The organism is Niallia endozanthoxylica, from assembly GCF_008710145.1.
Classification (GTDB): domain Bacteria; phylum Bacillota; class Bacilli; order Bacillales; family Cytobacillaceae; genus Bacillus_BD; species Bacillus_BD endozanthoxylica.
Genome location: NZ_VYKL01000004.1, coordinates 167,583 through 185,450 on the forward strand (window position 1 = coordinate 167,583; position 17,868 = coordinate 185,450).

Genomic DNA, 17,868 nt, shown 5'->3' on the forward strand with positions numbered 1-17,868 from the left:
GGATTTCCCCTCTTTTTTTCATTCATTTATTTCTTTTCCTTTAATAAAGGTCCATAAGTCACTGAATACATTCGCTTTGTTTAGTGTTGTAAGGATAACTAATGTAACCGGTCCAACAATTAAGCCTAAAAATCCAATGAGTTTAAAGCCGACAAATAAAGCAATAAGTGTTGCCAGCGGATCCATGCCGATACTCGATGAGAGTACTTTTGGTTCCATAATCTGACGTTGGACAATAACAACGACGTATAAAACTCCAAGACCAATAGCAAGATTGATATCACCTGTGATCACTTCATAAATGATCCATGGAACAAAGATTAATCCGGTGCCAAGGTAAGGCAGGATATCAACAAGTCCGGTAACAAGAGCAATCGTAATGGCGTAGTTGACCCGTAAAATTAATAAGCCGATTAAAATAATAACAGTTGTAATTGAAATGAGAGTCAGCTGTGCTTTAATAAAACCAAACAAAGCCTTCTGTAAATCCACTACCACCTTTTGACTGCTTGATTTGGCACGCTTTGGCAAAATTCGGCCTGCACTCGTCTTTATACGCTCAAAATCTTTACTAATAAAAAAAGTTGCCATAAGTGAAAATATTAATACAGTTGCTGCATTAGGAAACCATGAAATAATAGTCGGAATAAACCCGAAAAAATGCTGAATGAAATTTCCTAGGTTTGTCCCAATTGTACTGCCTGCATTTTGAATATTTTTCATGATAGTGTCCTGCTGTCCAGTACCTAAGCTGTTAAATAGATTTGTTAACTGATCATATACGGGGATGATCTGCGATGCAATTAAACGTTCAATATAGCTGATTAATGTATCTAATTGATTGGGTACTACTGTAGCTAAATAATCTGCGCCAGTAACAATCTCAGCTATAAGCAGGGTTATTAAGCCGGCAAAAAAGGCAAAAACAAGAATGAGGACAATTAAAACAGCAAGTGACCGGGGCATTCGCCCTTTTTTTTGCAAAAAATTAACAAATGGATTCATTAGAAATGCAATAGCCAGTCCAATGATAAACGGATAAGTAATTTTGGACAGATAATAGACAAACAAAAGTGATCCTGCAATAGCACCGACTACAATTAAAAAACGGAAGGTTCGATTGAGATATATTCGATTCAAGCCATTCACCTCTCTCTTGATATCAGACTCACAGCCTTGTCTAAAAAAGATTTAGCTATTTAGCATAGAAAAATTATAAAAAATGGAGATATTAAAATTAATATACTTAATACGAAAAAAACAAGATAAAGATTCATGTAAGTATATTAAATAGTTCTAAAATTTAGCATCATCTTAAGGAAAGGTACTTTTTTGAATTGAAAAGTTATGATAATATAATATAGAAACGTTAGAAGGGAGAATATTGGTTGATATCTCAAGCTACCTTCTTTTTACTGCTTTTATTGATCATTGCATTATTTGCTAAAAATACCTCGCTTATCATTGCTGTGTTCGTATTGATGGTGATGAAACTAATTGGTTTTGATGCAAAAGTATTTTCTTATGTCCAATCAAAGGGAATTAATTGGGGAGTAACAGTCATAACAATTGCTGTCTTAGCTCCTATTGCTACCGGTGACATTGGATTTAAGGATTTGACAGCAGCATTTAAATCCCCATATGCGTGGATAGCATTGATATCAGGCATAATTGTTGCTCTTTTGGCTAAAGGCGGAGTAACATTATTGGCAAAGGATCCCCATATTACTACAGCTCTTGTGCTGGGAACAGTCCTGGCTGTCTCTCTGTTTAAGGGGGTTGCAGTGGGACCTTTAATCGGTGCAGGGATTGCGTATCTAGCTATGAAAATAATGGATATATTTTAATATAATTTCCAGTAAAAATATTTTTTGGATTTTAAAATTCTTTTCGTTCACAAAAGTCTGATAATTGTTTATAATAGGAGTTGTAAATATTGTTTAATACATTGTAGCTAATATTGTAAGCATTTTCTTTTTACTTAAAGTGAACACTCGCTCAATTAGAAAATTTTTACTGCTTCATCATTTAGGTTATTATCGACTGTTTTTTAGCAGCCGATTTCTTTCTAAGGAGACATACCATTGTCTCCTTGATAAAATCCAGAAAATTCTTTCTGATAATTCTTGTTTTTTTGAATAGAATATTTTACAGACATCTGGGTATGGGGAATTTTTTGTTTTTATGGGGAATTTATTTAAAAGGAGAGGATTTTATATGACAGTAACACGTGGTCTAGAAGGGGTAGTAGCAACATCCTCCTCAGTTAGTTCAATCATTGATGATACGCTTACGTATGCTGGTTACAACATTGATGATTTAACAGAGAATGCTAGTTTTGAAGAAGTTATTTATCTTCTATGGCATAGACAGTTGCCGACTGTGTCACAACTAAAGGAATTAAAGCAGCAACTAGCTGAAAATGCTGAGCTTCCTCAAGCAATTCTTGATTATTTCAAAATGTTTCCAATTGAAAAAGTACATCCAATGGCTGCTCTTCGTACGGCAGTATCACAATTAGCCCTTTTTGATGAAGAAGCAGATATAATGGATAGTGAAGCAAACTATAGAAAAGCTGTTCGACTGCAGGCGAAATTAGCAACAATTGTTGCATCCTTTGCCCGTATTCGTAAAGGTTTAAACCCAGTAGCGCCAAGAACAGATTTAAGTTTTGCTGCTAACTTCTTATACATGCTGTCAGGAAATGTGCCTGATGCTATAGCAGAAGAAGCTATGAATAAAGCTCTAATTTTACATGCGGATCATGAATTAAATGCATCTACATTTACAGCACGTGTGTGTGTAGCGACTTTATCAGATGTATATTCTGGAATTACAGCCGCTATTGGTGCGTTAAAAGGTCCTCTGCATGGCGGTGCAAATGAAGCAGTTATGAAAATGCTTACAGAGATTGGGTCGCCTGAAAATGTAGATTCATATATCAGAGAGAAATTAGAGAAAAAAGAAAAAGTCATGGGCTTTGGCCATCGTGTCTACCGTCAAGGAGATCCTCGTGCAAAGCACTTGAAACAAATGTCAGAGAAATTAACTAAATTGACTGGTCAGCCTGAGTATTATGAGATGTCTATTAGAATTGAAGCGCTTGTTACTGGTGAAAAGAAATTGCCGCCAAACGTGGATTTCTATTCTGCATCTATGTACCATAGTTTAGGAATTGATCATGATTTATTTACACCAATCTTTGCGGTAAGCCGTGTTTCCGGCTGGCTTGCACATATTCTAGAGCAGTATGATAACAACCGTTTAATCCGTCCTCGTGCAGAATATACTGGACCAGGAATGCAAGTATATGTACCTGTTGAAAAGCGTGAAGAAGTATAAGAAACAAAGTAATTTATAGATTTTTCACCATTTTTCATCAAATTTCTTCAATAAGGTTTTTACATTTATAAAAAAAATTGGTTTAATAGTAGTGTTAATAGTACTAGTATGGGAAGGCTGGAGACTGAGCAGATGATTGATAAAATCGTCAGTCTCCAACAGCCTATTTTAACCCATGCCTAAAATTTGGAGGGAAATTCACATGCAAGGCGAGAAAATCACAGTATCAAACGGAGTATTAAATGTACCAAATAACCCAATCGTACCATACATCGAAGGTGATGGAATCGGTCCTGATATTTGGGCATCTGCATCAAGAGTTTTAGATGCTGCTGTAGAAAAAGCTTACAATGGTGAACGCAAGATTGTCTGGAAAGAGGTTCTTGCAGGTGAGAAGGCATTTAACCAAACTGGCGAGTGGCTTCCACAAGAAACATTAGATGTGATCAGTGAATATTTACTTGCTATCAAAGGTCCATTAACAACACCTGTTGGCGGTGGAATTCGTTCCCTAAATGTAGCGCTTCGTCAAGAGTTAGATTTATATGTTTGCTTACGTCCTGTACGTTGGTTTGAAGGTGTTCCATCTCCAGTAAAACGTCCTCAAGATGTTGATATGGTTATTTTCCGTGAAAATACTGAAGATATCTATGTAGGTATTGAGTATGCTCAAGGCACTGAAGAGGCGAAAAAATTAATCAGCATTTTACAAAATGAATTTGGGGTAAAGAAAATTCGTTTCCCTGAAACTTCTGGAATTGGTGTCAAGCCTGTTTCTAAAGAAGGTACAAGCCGTCATGTACGTGCTGCAATTGATTATGCAATCAAAGAAGGCAGAAAATCAGTAACACTTGTACATAAAGGTAATATTATGAAGTTTACTGAAGGTGCGTTCAAAAGCTGGGGCTATGAAGTGGCTGAAACTGAATACGCTGATAAGGTATTCACATGGAATCAGTATGATCGTATTAAAGAAGAACAAGGCGTTGAGGCTGCAAACAAAGCACAAGCTGACGCTGAAGCTGCTGGAAAAATTATCGTTAAAGACGCAATTGCCGATATCTTCTTACAACAAATCCTAACACGTCCAAGTGAGTTTGATGTTGTTGCTACATTGAACTTAAACGGAGACTATGTTTCTGATGCACTTGCTGCACAAGTTGGCGGAATTGGTATTGCTCCAGGAGCAAACATCAACTATGTATCTGGACATGCTATTTTTGAAGCTACACATGGTACAGCACCAAAATATGCTGGCTTAGATAAAGTGAACCCTTCATCTGTCATTCTTTCTGGTTGCCTATTACTTGAACATATTGGCTGGAATGAAGCAGCAAACATGGTTATTAAATCAATTGAAAAAACAATTGCATCTAAAGTTGTAACATACGACTTTGCCCGTCTAATGGAAGGTGCAACTGAAGTAAAATGTTCTGAGTTCGGTGATGAGCTAATTAAGAATATGGAAGTATAAGGAACGCAGACTAAAGTCGCTACATTCTGTGGCAACGTCTGCATAACCCGCATCCTGCGGGCCTAAGCGAAGGCGCCTTACCCATACTGGGTAAGGCGTTTAAGCTTAGTACTGGAAATAATTATGTGAATGTGTTTAAATAGATATGCATGCATTGTTACTTTAATATTCTAAAAATTTGGAGTATTAGGGAAGTAACCAAGCTACATATTGAGAGGAGATGTTTAACATATGGCAATAAAACGTAAAAAGGTATCTGTTATCGGCAGTGGTTTTACAGGAGCAACAACAGCATTATTTCTTGCCCAAAAAGAATTAGGTGATGTAGTATTAGTGGATATCCCGCAAATGGAAAGTCCAACTAAAGGAAAAGCTTTAGATATGTTAGAAGCTAGTCCTGTTCAAGGATTCGATGCTAATATTATTGGTACATCAGACTATAAGGATACAGAAAATTCCGACATTGTTATCATTACAGCAGGAATTGCGCGTAAGCCTGGTATGAGCCGTGATGACTTAGTGCAGACAAACCAAAAAGTTATGAAGGCCGTTACTAAAGAAATTGTTAAATATTCTCCAGATTGTTATATTATTGTTTTAACTAACCCGGTTGATGCTATGACTTACACTGTTTTTAAAGAGTCAGGCTTTCCAAAGAACCGCGTAATTGGACAATCAGGTGTTCTTGATTCGGCACGTTTCCGTACGTTTGTTGCACAAGAATTAAACCTGTCAGTTAAAGATATTACTGGTTTCGTGTTAGGTGGACATGGTGATGATATGGTTCCGCTTGTTCGTTATTCTTATGCTGGCGGAATCCCTCTAGAAACGTTAATTCCTAAAGACCGCCTTGAGGCTATCGTGGAGCGTACACGTAAGGGCGGCGGTGAAATTGTTAACCTTCTTGGCAACGGCAGTGCTTATTATGCACCTGCGGCATCTCTGGTTGAAATGTCAGAAGCTATTCTTAAAGACCAGCGCCGTGTGCTTCCAGCAATTGCTTATCTTGAAGGTGAGTATGGATATAATGGAATTTATTTAGGCGTTCCAACGGTTATTGGCGGAGATGGAATTGAGCAGGTAATCCAGCTTCAATTAACTGAGGCTGAACAAATTCAGCTTGATCGTTCTGCTGAGTCTGTAAAAAATGTTATGGCTGTTTTAGCTTAATGATAGAATGAAAAAAATCGGGGAATCCATCCTCGATTTTTTTTTGAAAAGCTTTCTTTATTAACATGGTTGATTTTTGACTCATCTAAAGCTGTATGGTTAGGAAGTGAAAGGAGAGAATGAATTTTCTCTTTTCACTTCCTAACCATACAGCAACCTTTCAGCACAGCTGAAAGGCGTGAGAAATGGACATTTCTCACGGATGAGTCAAAAATCTGGCTTATCAACATGATTTGTTAACATAGTCTTTTGAAAAGACAAGGTATTGTACATGTCTTTTTTTTATGTGTATAGTATTAATGAGGGTACTATATGACCTGAAAATTTGGATGATAAGGGGTTTTCTAATAGTATTCTATAAACGGAGGATAATATGGAAAAAAAAGTGCTTGTCGTCGATGATGAAAAATCCATTCTTACACTAATTGAATATAATCTGCAGCAGGCTGGTTTTGAAGTCATTACTGCAATGGACGGGGAAGAAGCGAAAAATATTGCATTACAGGAAAATCCAGATTTAATTGTGCTTGATTTAATGCTTCCGAAAATGGATGGATTGGAGGTCTGTAAGCATCTGCGCCAGCAGAAGAATTTCACCCCCATTCTGATGTTAACGGCAAAGGATGATGAGTTCGATAAGGTGCTTGGTCTTGAATTGGGTGCGGATGACTATATGACAAAGCCGTTCAGCCCTCGAGAAGTCGTTGCACGTGTAAAAGCCATATTACGAAGAACTCAAATGCAAACAGAGGCATCTGAGCAGAAGGCTAATAACGATTTAGATCAAATCAATATCAATCAGTTGACGATTTATCCTGAACAGTACGAAGCATATTTTGAGGAAAAATTATTAGAATTAACGCCAAAAGAGTTTGAATTATTATTATATTTGGCGAAAAATAAAGGTCGGGTATTAACGCGTGATCAGCTATTAAGCGCCGTTTGGAATTATGATTTCGCGGGTGATACACGGATTGTTGATGTTCACATCAGCCATTTACGTGAAAAAATTGAAAAAAATACAAAGAAACCGGTATATATTAAAACGATTAGGGGATTGGGCTATAAGCTTGAGGAGCCAAAAGAAGAATGACAAAGTTTCGTACGAGACTTTTTTTTACCCTCATTACTATTCTTGTCATTGTATTAGTCTGTCTAGGTCTTATTTTAGGTCAGCTATTTAAACATTATTATATCAATACATTTGATGAACGATTAAAAAAAGAAAATGCTCTTGTCGCTTCTTATATCGAAGATCAGGGAGGCATTGATGAATTTAGTCAAGAAAAAATCTCTGCCATCAGCAGTGTGTTGGATGCAAGAATAACTGTCATTGATAGAGAAGGAAATATTGTTTCTGACAGTGGAGAACTTGATGATATAAGTAAGGAAAATGATAAAAATGTAATAGAGGCAATCATTGAAAATGATACAGATTATGTGAATGAATTAAATGATTCGACTCTCATTAATGATTTTCATACTAAATATTACTGGAAACCAATCAACACGAATGATTCAAATAGCGGATTTGTACTAATAAGTACAAAAATGACAGAGCTAAAAAAAGCATATTCTCAAACTGGGTGGTTATTAACTATCTGCTTTAGTTTTGCATTCATCGTTATCATTATTCTTGGCCGTATGATTATGAATCGCTATGCAAAGCCAATTGAGAGAGCGACAAATGTTGCATATGAATTGGCAAAGGGGAATTATCAAGCCAGAACTTATGAGGATCAAGTTGGAGAAATTGGGATGCTGAATTCATCATTGAATATTTTAGCCAGGAATCTCCAGGATATGAGAAAATCACATGAAATGCAAAAAGATCGGCTAAGTACTCTCATTGAGAGCATTGGCAGCGGTCTTCTCCTAATTGACAGCCGTGGATATATTAGTTTAATTAACCGTACGTATAAGGAAGTTTTTAATGTTAAAACATCGGAGTACCTATATAAGCTTTATTATGAAGTAATCGAGCACCGAGATATTAAAAGAATGATTGAAGATATTTTTATGACTGAACAGAAATTGAAAAAGCAGGTTGTTATTCCTCTTAAAATTGAAAGGCGCCATTTTGAAGTGTATGGGGTACCTATAATTGGTACAAATGATGTCTGGAAAGGGATTCTGCTTGTTTTTCATGATATTACTGAAATTAAAAAGTTAGAGCAAATGCGTAAGGACTTTGTAGCGAATGTATCTCACGAGTTAAAAACACCGGTTACCTCCATAAAAGGTTTCTCTGAAACATTGTTAGATGGGGCAATGGAAAATAAAGATACACTGGAAGCCTTTTTAAATATCATTTTAAAAGAAAGTGACAGATTGCAATCTTTAATAAATGACCTGCTAGAATTGTCTAAAATTGAGCATGAAGGCTTTAGTTTGACATTGCAGACCTTTAATTTAACTGACTTGCTTGAAGATACGATAAGGATGATGGAAGGGAAAGCAAAGGACAAAAATATTACGATATTGTTTGAGACTCATCCAAGTCAATTATCTCTTGAAGGGGATGTTTATCGCTTAAAACAAGTTTTTATCAATATTATTTCAAATGCCGTTTTGTATACTCCTATTGGAGGTAAAGTGTATATTAACGTGGAAGAAACGAAAAAAACGGTCATCGTGCATATTAAGGATACGGGCATGGGAATTGAAGAAAAAGAAATTCCTCGTATTTTTGAACGATTCTATCGGGTAAATAAGGCTAGGGATCGGGATTCAGGGGGTACAGGACTAGGTCTAGCGATTGTGAAACATTTGCTGGAGGCTCATAAAGGGAAAATTACCGTTGATAGTGAATTAGGTAAGTATACTGTGTTTAGTATCGAGCTTTTAAAAAAAATTCCGCATAAATAAGGTAGATTTGTTTAATCTTTACATATTGTTAACATATCATTTATAGCAACTTAACAATATTAAGCTATTATTATTTATGAAATACCCCTTCATCCAAAGGAGCCAAAATAAAAGAGACGTTAGCAGCCAGCTTTCGTCTCTTTTATTTTGTAATAGATTTAGCATGTCTGAAACTTTTTTGCAATATAATCGTACATACAGTTATAGATTATTTGGGAAAGGGTGAGAACATGATAAGTTTACGAAGGATTTATATCGTTGTTGCAGCCGTCCTTCTCATCATCATACTGGCTTTAGCTGCGTTTACCACGTGGTATACTGTTGATGAATCAGAGCAAGCGGTCATTCTAACGTTTGGCGATGCAAAGGAAGGTACGAGTGAGCCAGGACTACACTTTAAGCTGCCGTGGCCAATTCAGCAGGTAGAAAAATTATCAAAGGAAACGTTTAGCCTGCAGTTCGGTTATCAGCAAGAAAAAGGCGAAGTTAAGGAGTTTCCGAAAGAAACGAAAATGATTACCGGTGATGAAAACATCGTCTTGGCTGATTTGGTTGTTCAATGGAAGATTACGGAGCCTACAAAATATTTATACAACTCAGCAGATCCAAAGGAAATTTTATATGATACTACATCTGCATCTCTTAGAAGTATCATCGGTAGTTCAAAAATTGATGATGCATTAACTTCAGGAAAAGCTGAAATTGAAGCGGACGTAAGGGACTTATTATCTACTTTAATAAAAAAATATGATATTGGAATCTCCATTTTGGCGGTAAAGCTGCAGGATGTAGAATTGCCTAATGACGAAGTACGTAAGGCATTTACGAATGTAACAGATGCCAGAGAAACGATGAACACAAAAATAAATGAAGCAAAAAAATATGAAAATAAGCGTTTGAATGAAGCAGAAGGTGAAAAAAAAGCGATTATTTTAAATGCTGAGGGTGATAAAGCAGAACGCATCGAGAAAGCGCGCGGGGATGTAGCTGTTTTTGATAAAATATATGAAGGCTATCAAACAAACCCGGACATTACAAAGGAACGTCTAGTTTTGGAAACACTTGAACAGGTACTTCCTAATACGGAAGTATATATTATGAATGATGATGGCAATACAATGAAGTACTTCCCGATTCGTCCGCTAGAACCAAAAGCAGAGGAAGAAACGAAGAAGGGAAGTGAAAGCAATGGCTGATGAAAAAATTATAAATATGAAAGAAAAAGGCGGAAGCTTTCAATGGAGGGGCTACACAAAAATAGGTATCTTTTTTGTTATCCTGATTGCACTTCTTGCGTTTATATTTGCGAATGTTTTTGTTGTAAAAGAAGGTGAATACAAAGTTGTCCGCCAATTCGGTGAAGTAGTGCGAATCATCGATAAACCCGGATTAAATTATAAAATACCTTTTATTCAAAGTGTTACCTCATTACCAAAGTATCAAATGATTTATGATGTTGAAGAAGCAGAGATTAATACAAAAGATAAGAAAAGAATCATCATTGATAATTATGCTGTCTGGAAAATTGTAAACCCAAAGCTTATGATTTCGAATGCTAGAACAACTGAGAATGCAGAAAGCAGAATGGAAGAGTTTATCTACTCGGTCGTTCGTGCAGAACTAGGGCAATTAAATTATGATGAAATCATTAATGATGAGAAATCATCAAGAGGCTCCCTAAACGATCGAATTACAGAAAAGGTAAATGAATTTTTGGGGAATGATAAATACGGCATTGTTGTGACCGATGTTCGTATGAAACGTACCGATTTACCTGAGGAGAATGAACAATCTGTTTATACACGGATGATTTCAGAACGAGAATCCAAAGCGCAGGAGTATTTGTCAATGGGTGATGCCGAAAAGAATACGATAACCGCGCAGACAGATAAAACCGTGCAGGAAATGCTAGCAACGGCCAAGGCGGATGCAGAAACCATTAGAGGACAAGGAGAAGCAGAGGCAGCTTTAATCTATAATCAGTCCTATTCGAAGAATCCTGATTTTTATTCTCTATTCCGTACGCTAGAATCCTATAAAAAGACCATTAATGGTGAAACGGTTCTTGTATTACCGTCAGATTCTCCATATGCCCGTTTGTTAATGGGAGCTTCAGAATAAGTTGAAAAGTAAATAGTGAAGCGAATAGCCGTTATTTTCCTTTCCCTGATCAATCATGATAAACTAAGGAAAGAAATGACGGCTATTTTTTCTGCCTATTTTTAATGAAAGGGAGTGTTTGAATGACCAAAAAGCTTGTGCTAATTGATGGAAATAGTATTGCGTATCGTGCGTTTTTTGCTTTACCTCTTTTACATAATGATAAGGGAATACATACAAATGCAATATATGGCTTTACGATGATGCTGATGAAAATTTTAGAGGAAGAAAAACCGACACATATACTGGTAGCATTTGACGCAGGAAAAACAACGTTTCGTCATAAATCCTTCAGTGAATACAAGGGCGGCAGGCAAAAGACTCCGCCTGAGTTATCAGAACAGTTTCCATTCATTCGCGAGTTGTTGGATGCCTATCAAATTTCAAGATATGAGCTCGAAAACTATGAGGCTGATGATATTATTGGGACATTGACTTTACAGGCTGAAAAAGAGGGCTATCAGATAAAGGTTATATCTGGTGACAAGGATTTAACACAATTAAGCTCACCGCAAACAACTGTAGGAATCACCAAAAAGGGAATAACCGATATTGAAGAATATACACCTGAACATATTATGGGAAAATACGGTTTATCTCCTGAACAAATTATTGATATGAAGGGTCTAATGGGAGATGCCTCCGATAATATCCCGGGTGTTCCTGGTGTAGGAGAAAAAACGGCTATCAAGCTTTTGAAAGAGTTTCAAACACTAGAGGATTTATTATCCTCCGTTGATAAAGTCAGTGGCAATAAATTAAAGGAAAAACTGGAAACTTATAAGGAACAGGCATTATTAAGTAAAGAGCTTGCCACAATCATGCGTGAAGCGCCAATTGAAGTTCAATTAAATGAAATTGAATATGAGGGATTTGAAAAGGAAAAGCTTAGTAGTCTATTTAAGGAACTTGGTTTTCAGTCGTTATTGGACAAGTTTGGGGAAGAACTTGCCGATACGGATACAGCGGAATTAGAAGATATTGAATTTGAAATCGTTACGGAAATAAATGACGATTTGTTTACTGATTATAGTACTTTTTATGTTGAAGTTCTTGAAGATAATTACCATTATGGGGAGATTATTGGTTTTTCATTAGTGAATGAAAAAGGCCATTTTTTTATCCCGACACGTATTGCATTTGAATCTTCTGCTTTTAAAGCTTGGGCAGAGGATGAAGAAAAAAAGAAAACGGTTTATGATGTGAAACGGTCTGAGGTTTCATTACGCCATCATGGCATTCATTTAAATGGTGTAACCTTTGATTTATTAATTGCTGCCTACCTTGCTAATCCTTCGGAGACGATTACAGATATTGCCTCTGTAGCAAACAGATATGGGTTTTCTAGTATCCAATCAGATGAAGTGTTTTATGGAAAAGGGACAAAACGAAGAATCCCAGAGGAAAAAGAGCTTGCAGAGCATCTTGTCCGCAAGGCGCTGGCTCTATATGATCTTGAAGAAAAGCTTGAGGGCGAATTGAGAGAAAATCAGCAGCTTGAATTGTATCATGACTTGGAAATGCCGCTCGCTTTTATTCTTGCTGATATGGAATCTCAAGGGATTAAGGTGGACCGTGACCGTTTAAGCGGTATGGGGGAAGAGTTGAAGTCAAGGTTAAATACTCTTGAGGAATTGATTTATTCTTTAGCGGGTGAAGCATTTAATATTAATTCCCCGAAGCAGCTGGGAGTTATTTTATTTGAGAAGCTTGGGCTGCCTGCTATTAAGAAAACCAAAACGGGTTATTCCACTTCTGCAGATGTATTAGAAAAATTAGAGGATGATCATGAAATTATCAGGCAGATTCTACTTTTCCGTCAGCTGGGAAAATTGCAATCAACCTATATAGAAGGACTGTTAAAAGTCATCAATCCGAAAAATGAAAAGGTTCATACCATATATAACCAGACCTTAACTCAAACAGGAAGGTTAAGCTCGACGGACCCGAATCTCCAGAATATCCCGATTCGTTTAGAAGAAGGTCGTAAAATTCGTCAAGCATTTGTACCTTCTGAAGAGGGATGGGTGATTTTTGCGGCCGATTATTCTCAAATCGAATTACGAGTACTTGCGCATATTGCAGGAGATGAAAAGCTGATCGAAGCTTTTAAAGAGGGGATGGATATTCATACAAAAACAGCGATGGAAGTATTTCATGTGAAGGCTGATGAGGTTACTGATCATATGCGCAGACATGCAAAAGCAGTTAACTTTGGAATCGTCTATGGAATAAGCGATTACGGATTAAGCCAAAGCCTTAAAATTACTCGTAAAGAAGCAGGTCATTTTATCAACCGTTATTTAGAGAGCTATCCTGGGGTAAAAGAATATATGGATGAGATTGTTAAGGATGCCAAGCAAAAGGGATATGTATCAACGCTGATGCATAGACGCAGATATCTTCCAGAAATTACAAGCCGTAACTTTAATTTGCGCAGCTTTGCTGAGCGGACAGCTATGAATACGCCTATCCAAGGAAGTGCAGCAGATATTATTAAAAAGGCAATGCTGGATATGGCCGAGCGATTAAAAGAAGAAGGCTTAAAAACTCGTTTATTATTGCAGGTACACGATGAATTAATATTTGAGGCGCCAGAAGATGAGATTGAGAAGCTAAAGGTAATGGTTCCGGAAGTCATGGAACATGCAATTGAATTAAATGTACCGTTAAAAGTAGATTACGCATATGGCCCGACCTGGTTTGATGCTAAATAGAAAAGGCCGGCTTTAGACCTTGAGCTAGCTAGGCAACGGGACTGGACACAAACAGTTTAGTGAGGAGGGAAGAGCATGCCAGAACTTCCTGAGGTAGAGACAATCAGGAGAACATTGTTGCAACTCATTATGGGCAAGAAAATTCAAGCCGTATCCGTTTATTGGCCCAAAATCATTAAACAGCCGGATGAAGTTGAGCAGTTTTCAGATGCATTAATAGGACAAACCATCCAGGATATAGGCAGACGTGGTAAATTCCTTGTTTTTTATACTGATATTTACGCGCTTGTGTCACATTTAAGAATGGAAGGCAGATATACTCTTGCCCAATCAGAGGAGGCTGTTGATAAACACACGCATGTAATCTTTCATTTTATAGATGGAACTGAACTTCGTTACCGTGATGTTCGGAAGTTTGGTACAATGCATCTTTTTCGAAAAGGAGAAGAGTTTCTCTCACTGCCATTATCTCAGCTCGGCCCTGAGCCGCTCGAAGATACATTTGACTTAATAGAGTTTAAAAACAAGCTAGCAAGTAAAAAAAGAAACATCAAATCTGTTCTGCTTGATCAAACGGTTTTAGTCGGACTTGGGAACATATATGTAGATGAAGCGTTGTTTAAAGCTCGCATTCATCCGGAAAGAATGGCGCAGTCTCTTTCAGACGAAGAGACGAACGTTCTTTATCGCAGCATTATTGAAACATTATCAGAGGCTGTGAAAAAAGGCGGCAGTACAGTTCGTACTTATGTCAATTCGCAAGGTGAAATGGGCATGTTTCAATTGGAACACAATGTGTACGGCCGTAAAGGCGAAGATTGTAAAGTTTGTGGATCAGAACTGATAAAAACAGTAGTCGGGGGCAGAGGAACTGTTTTTTGTCCATCCTGTCAAAACTAATAGCGTAGAGAATTTTCCTAGACGTAACCTAAAACCTCGAGCGGCTAGGCGTCAGAGCTAGATAAAAAATGCTAAGAGTAGATGCATGATTTATATTTTTTCTTTTTAACATTGGAAATGCTCCTTTCATAGACTATCATAGTTGTTTATGCAGGAAGGAGCTTAATCCAATGGTACACACACTCTCGCTTGTATTGTTAGCATTAGCTGTAAGTTTAGATAGCTTTAGTGTTGGTTTCACATATGGGCTGAGGAAAATGCGAATTCCCTTTAAGTCGATTGTCATTATTGCATGCTGCTCGGCAATGACCTTGATGCTTGCTATGCTGATGGGACATCTTCTGGAGCAATTTATGTCACCTGCAGTTGCGGAAAAAATGGGTGGAATCATATTAATTGCTCTAGGCGCCTGGGTTATTTATCAGTTTTTTCGGCCAGAGAAAGAAAAGGATGTCTTGCCTCATGAAAAAGTAATTATTAATTTTGAAATTAAGTCGCTTGGAATTGTAATCAATATTCTAAGAAAGCCAATGGTTGCAGATTTTGATAAATCAGGAACGATAACAGGGGTTGAAGCCTTTATGCTCGGACTTGCACTTTCACTTGATGCATTTGGAGCAGGTATAGGAGCTGTTATGCTGGGGTTTTCACCGGTCTATTTAGCCCTTGCTGTTGCAGTATTGAGCTCAGGTCTGGTTTTCTTCGGGATGAAGCTAGGAACAAACTTGACCCAAAATGTCTGGCTGCAAAAGTTCTCTTTTATCCCTGGTATCGTCTTAATTATCATTGGGTTATTGAAAATTCAGATCTAACAGGGGATGTATATAGTTATGGCAATGATTATCGGACTTACCGGCGGTATTGCAAGCGGTAAAAGTACTGTTTCAGAGATTATTAAGAATTTGGACATAACGGTTATTGATGCTGATATTGAAGCGAGATTGGCTGTTGGAAAAGGAGAGGAAGCTTATCAAAAAATCATCAATCATTTTGGTCAATCCATCCTTTTGAACGACGGAACTATTAACCGCGCCAAATTAGGTGAAATCATTTTTAATAATGAACAGGAACGTAACGTATTAAACGGAATTGTTCATCCAGCCGTTAGAAGTAGAATGGCTGCGAAGCAAGAGGAAGCCATCAACAAAGGAGAGTCATTGATTGTTAAGGATATTCCTCTTCTGTTCGAAAGTAAGTTAACGAACACGGTTGATCGGATATTACTCGTTTATGTAGATGAAGAAATTCAATTACAGCGTCTGATGAATAGGAATCAATATACAAGGGAAGAAGCATTGGCAAGAATTCAATCGCAAATGCCTCTAAAAGAAAAGAAAGAACTAGCAGATGCAGTTATCGACAATAATGGATCTATTGAACAAACAGAACGGCAATTATTCAACATACTTAAGGAATGGGGATTAAAAAAAGAGGTATAGCCTGGTCTCAAAAATCTATATAAATCTATGCATTGACACAGAGATATCAAGGTTTTTGAGTCATTCGCTCCTCACCTTTCAGCAAGGTCTTGGTTGAGCCAGTGAACGAGCTGAACAAAACGATTACTCTTTTGCCATCAATCGTTCTTCCCACAACCGTAAAGAAAAAGGAATACTTTCAGGGTCTGCTCTACCCCCTTTCAGTAAAGTACAGTTGTCATCTACACTTGTGATAAGGCAGACCCTTTTCCTTACGCCATCTTCTTTTCTATTCGTTCTTCCAATATCTTTTTTACTTCTTTATAGGATGTATATTGTTTGATTTCCTTATCGTCTTTTCTTTGTTTAATGTTGTGACTGGCATTGATGTCGGCATGCATGTTCCCACAATTTTTACATTTGAATATATCGCCCTGTCTATTCCCAAATTCCCCGCACTTATGGCAAGTTTGTGATGTGTAAGCTGCATTCACGAGTTGGTATTCAACATGCCAAACATTACATTTAAACTCTATCCGTTTTCTTACATATCCTTTGATCCAACGTGATAATTTTCTTTTTACACTTTTAGGAAACTTATCGTTCCAACTAACAAAAGAAAGATCTTCCGAAATAACCATACTCGGTCTTTCGATTAAGAAAAATTGATTTAAAGAGAAGTTGATAACGCTTTTGACGGTCATGTCATGCTTTAGCTTTTGATGATGATATTTTTTCTTGCCAAAGTTATTTTTCCAAATATTTTGCGCCTTTTCCACCTGACCTTCTGCTTCATATTTCTTAGCCAATGCCCAATATTGGTTACGGACTGCGTTTTTTTTATTTAATCTTTCGGTTTCGTTATTGAGTAATTCGTTCAATTTCTCCCCATACAAATGACCGGATGAAGCAGCGAGGAGGTTTTTGTGACCTTTATCAATCCCAATTTCATTTTTTTCGTTCCAAATGGTTTTTTGTTTTGTTTTTACGAGATGATGTAATTCAATGGAGTGATCTTTCATGATGATTCGGATGTTTCCACCGTATTTGTTTGGTTCTGTTAAAGAAATTTTAATCCTTTTTCTTGGCTTCAAAGAGGCCATTTCAATAAAGAACGAATTGCCTTCCACGATATACTTGTACATGGGTGCATCAATTATAAATACCGTCTCTTTATGAGAATAAGGGATAGAACCTTTATATTTTCGGATATACCTTCTGAGTAAGTTATGAATATATGTCTCTCTTATCTCTAAACGGCTTATTTTTTTAGGTTTTTTAAAGGTTTCCCTAACCAAAATGGCGTGCAAGAGTTCGTCAGCCTTTAATAGATAGTACATGTAATTCTTTTCGTCTTCCGTTACGTTCGGGTTCTTTCTCAAAGCTTTTCTTACCGCATTTTTAGTGTTTGACCATAAGGAATGGATGTTTGAAATGGCTTCATCTAAAGCGAGTTTCCAGTATCTAGCGGGAAGTTTCCATTGTTCAGCAAATGTGGTTTTCACCCAAACATCTCGAATCAATTTTTTGTGATTCTTTAAGATCAATAGACTATGTATACCTGAATAGCGAGAATAAACATAGTTTTTCACGTCTTTATATCGCTTGGCGATTAATTTCATTTCTTCAAAATCTTTCGTATTTATAGGAAAACTATGTTGCTTCACTGTTCTTGGGACTCTTTTTATGACAATCGTTTTTTGCCTATTTGTCATTTCAAACACCCCCTCGCTTTAATGAAAAAGAACATTTGTTCCTATTTATATTATAAAGTAGGACTTACCCACTTTGTGGAATCATATTCCCATTCCGATTATAA

At 37.0% G+C, this 17,868-nt stretch carries 14 protein-coding genes; 12 read left to right on the top strand and 2 right to left on the bottom strand.

The window, feature by feature from the left end:
• Positions 1-18: 18 nt before the first annotated feature.
• The gene (ytvI, locus tag F4V44_RS01300; RefSeq protein WP_150438171.1) at positions 19-1,140 is read right to left on the bottom strand and encodes a sporulation integral membrane protein YtvI; all 1,122 of its coding nucleotides are present in this window, start codon (positions 1,138-1,140) and stop codon (positions 19-21) included.
• Positions 1,141-1,388: 248 nt separating this feature from the next.
• On the opposite strand from ytvI, the gene F4V44_RS01305 reads away from it, so the two are divergent.
• From F4V44_RS01305 to coaE, 12 genes are all read left to right on the top strand, one after another.
• Positions 1,389-1,847, top strand: a complete 459-nt coding sequence (locus F4V44_RS01305; protein WP_150438172.1) for a DUF441 domain-containing protein — start codon at positions 1,389-1,391, stop codon at positions 1,845-1,847.
• Between the two features lie 370 nt (positions 1,848-2,217).
• Complete coding sequence (citZ, locus tag F4V44_RS01310; protein ID WP_150438173.1) at positions 2,218-3,342, top strand: citrate synthase; 1,125 nt, start codon at positions 2,218-2,220, stop codon at positions 3,340-3,342.
• Positions 3,343-3,544: 202 nt separating this feature from the next.
• Positions 3,545-4,816 (top strand): NADP-dependent isocitrate dehydrogenase, encoded by a 1,272-nt coding sequence (icd, locus tag F4V44_RS01315; RefSeq protein ID WP_150438174.1) that lies wholly within the window; start codon positions 3,545-3,547, stop codon positions 4,814-4,816.
• A 231-nt stretch (positions 4,817-5,047) separates the two neighbouring features.
• Positions 5,048-5,986 carry a malate dehydrogenase gene (mdh, locus tag F4V44_RS01320; protein WP_150438175.1) on the top strand — a complete coding sequence of 313 codons (939 nt, stop codon included), beginning with the start codon at positions 5,048-5,050 and terminating at the stop codon, positions 5,984-5,986.
• 373 nt (positions 5,987-6,359) lie between these two features.
• Positions 6,360-7,079 carry a response regulator transcription factor gene (locus tag F4V44_RS01325; RefSeq protein WP_150438176.1) on the top strand — a complete coding sequence of 240 codons (720 nt, stop codon included), beginning with the start codon at positions 6,360-6,362 and terminating at the stop codon, positions 7,077-7,079.
• On the top strand, positions 7,076-8,854 hold the full coding sequence (gene pnpS, locus F4V44_RS01330; RefSeq protein ID WP_150438177.1) for a two-component system histidine kinase PnpS: 1,779 nt from the start codon (positions 7,076-7,078) through the stop codon (positions 8,852-8,854). The genes F4V44_RS01325 and pnpS overlap by 4 nt, the downstream gene beginning before the upstream one ends.
• Before the next feature lie 230 nt (positions 8,855-9,084).
• Positions 9,085-10,050 carry an FtsH protease activity modulator HflK gene (gene hflK, locus F4V44_RS01335; RefSeq protein ID WP_150438178.1) on the top strand — a complete coding sequence of 322 codons (966 nt, stop codon included), beginning with the start codon at positions 9,085-9,087 and terminating at the stop codon, positions 10,048-10,050.
• Positions 10,043-10,975, top strand: coding sequence for a protease modulator HflC (gene hflC / locus F4V44_RS01340; RefSeq protein WP_150438179.1), 933 nt, complete (start codon positions 10,043-10,045; stop codon positions 10,973-10,975). Before hflK ends, hflC begins: the two co-directional genes overlap by 8 nt.
• A gap of 122 nt (positions 10,976-11,097) precedes the next feature.
• Positions 11,098-13,731, top strand: a complete 2,634-nt coding sequence (polA, locus tag F4V44_RS01345; protein WP_150438180.1) for a DNA polymerase I — start codon at positions 11,098-11,100, stop codon at positions 13,729-13,731.
• A 75-nt stretch (positions 13,732-13,806) separates the two neighbouring features.
• Positions 13,807-14,631, top strand: a complete 825-nt coding sequence (gene mutM, locus F4V44_RS01350) for a DNA-formamidopyrimidine glycosylase (protein WP_150438181.1) — start codon at positions 13,807-13,809, stop codon at positions 14,629-14,631.
• 170 nt (positions 14,632-14,801) lie between these two features.
• Positions 14,802-15,443, top strand: coding sequence for a sporulation membrane protein YtaF (gene ytaF, locus F4V44_RS01355; RefSeq protein WP_150438182.1), 642 nt, complete (start codon positions 14,802-14,804; stop codon positions 15,441-15,443).
• A gap of 18 nt (positions 15,444-15,461) precedes the next feature.
• Positions 15,462-16,070: a dephospho-CoA kinase gene (gene coaE / locus F4V44_RS01360; protein WP_150438183.1), complete on the top strand. Its 609-nt coding sequence runs from the start codon at positions 15,462-15,464 to the stop codon at positions 16,068-16,070.
• Positions 16,071-16,321: 251 nt separating this feature from the next.
• Here the strand turns inward: coaE and F4V44_RS01365 are convergent, their stop codons facing one another.
• Complete coding sequence (locus F4V44_RS01365) at positions 16,322-17,764, bottom strand: zinc ribbon domain-containing protein (protein ID WP_150438184.1); 1,443 nt, start codon at positions 17,762-17,764, stop codon at positions 16,322-16,324.
• Positions 17,765-17,868 lie beyond the last annotated feature (104 nt).

What these genes read in the sequence shown, in the direction of transcription:
- citZ (WP_150438173.1), top strand. Translation starts at nt 2,218, where the DNA reads ATGACAGTAACACGTGGTCTAGAAGGGGTAGTAGCAACATCCTCCTCA.
- icd (WP_150438174.1), top strand. Translation starts at nt 3,545, where the DNA reads ATGCAAGGCGAGAAAATCACAGTATCAAACGGAGTATTAAATGTACCA.
- mdh (WP_150438175.1), top strand. Translation starts at nt 5,048, where the DNA reads ATGGCAATAAAACGTAAAAAGGTATCTGTTATCGGCAGTGGTTTTACA.
- F4V44_RS01325 (WP_150438176.1), top strand. Translation starts at nt 6,360, where the DNA reads ATGGAAAAAAAAGTGCTTGTCGTCGATGATGAAAAATCCATTCTTACA.
- pnpS (WP_150438177.1), top strand. Translation starts at nt 7,076, where the DNA reads ATGACAAAGTTTCGTACGAGACTTTTTTTTACCCTCATTACTATTCTT.
- hflK (WP_150438178.1), top strand. Translation starts at nt 9,085, where the DNA reads ATGATAAGTTTACGAAGGATTTATATCGTTGTTGCAGCCGTCCTTCTC.
- hflC (WP_150438179.1), top strand. Translation starts at nt 10,043, where the DNA reads ATGGCTGATGAAAAAATTATAAATATGAAAGAAAAAGGCGGAAGCTTT.
- polA (WP_150438180.1), top strand. Translation starts at nt 11,098, where the DNA reads ATGACCAAAAAGCTTGTGCTAATTGATGGAAATAGTATTGCGTATCGT.
- mutM (WP_150438181.1), top strand. Translation starts at nt 13,807, where the DNA reads ATGCCAGAACTTCCTGAGGTAGAGACAATCAGGAGAACATTGTTGCAA.
- ytaF (WP_150438182.1), top strand. Translation starts at nt 14,802, where the DNA reads ATGGTACACACACTCTCGCTTGTATTGTTAGCATTAGCTGTAAGTTTA.
- coaE (WP_150438183.1), top strand. Translation starts at nt 15,462, where the DNA reads ATGGCAATGATTATCGGACTTACCGGCGGTATTGCAAGCGGTAAAAGT.
- F4V44_RS01365 (WP_150438184.1), bottom strand. Translation starts at nt 17,764, where the DNA reads ATGACAAATAGGCAAAAAACGATTGTCATAAAAAGAGTCCCAAGAACA.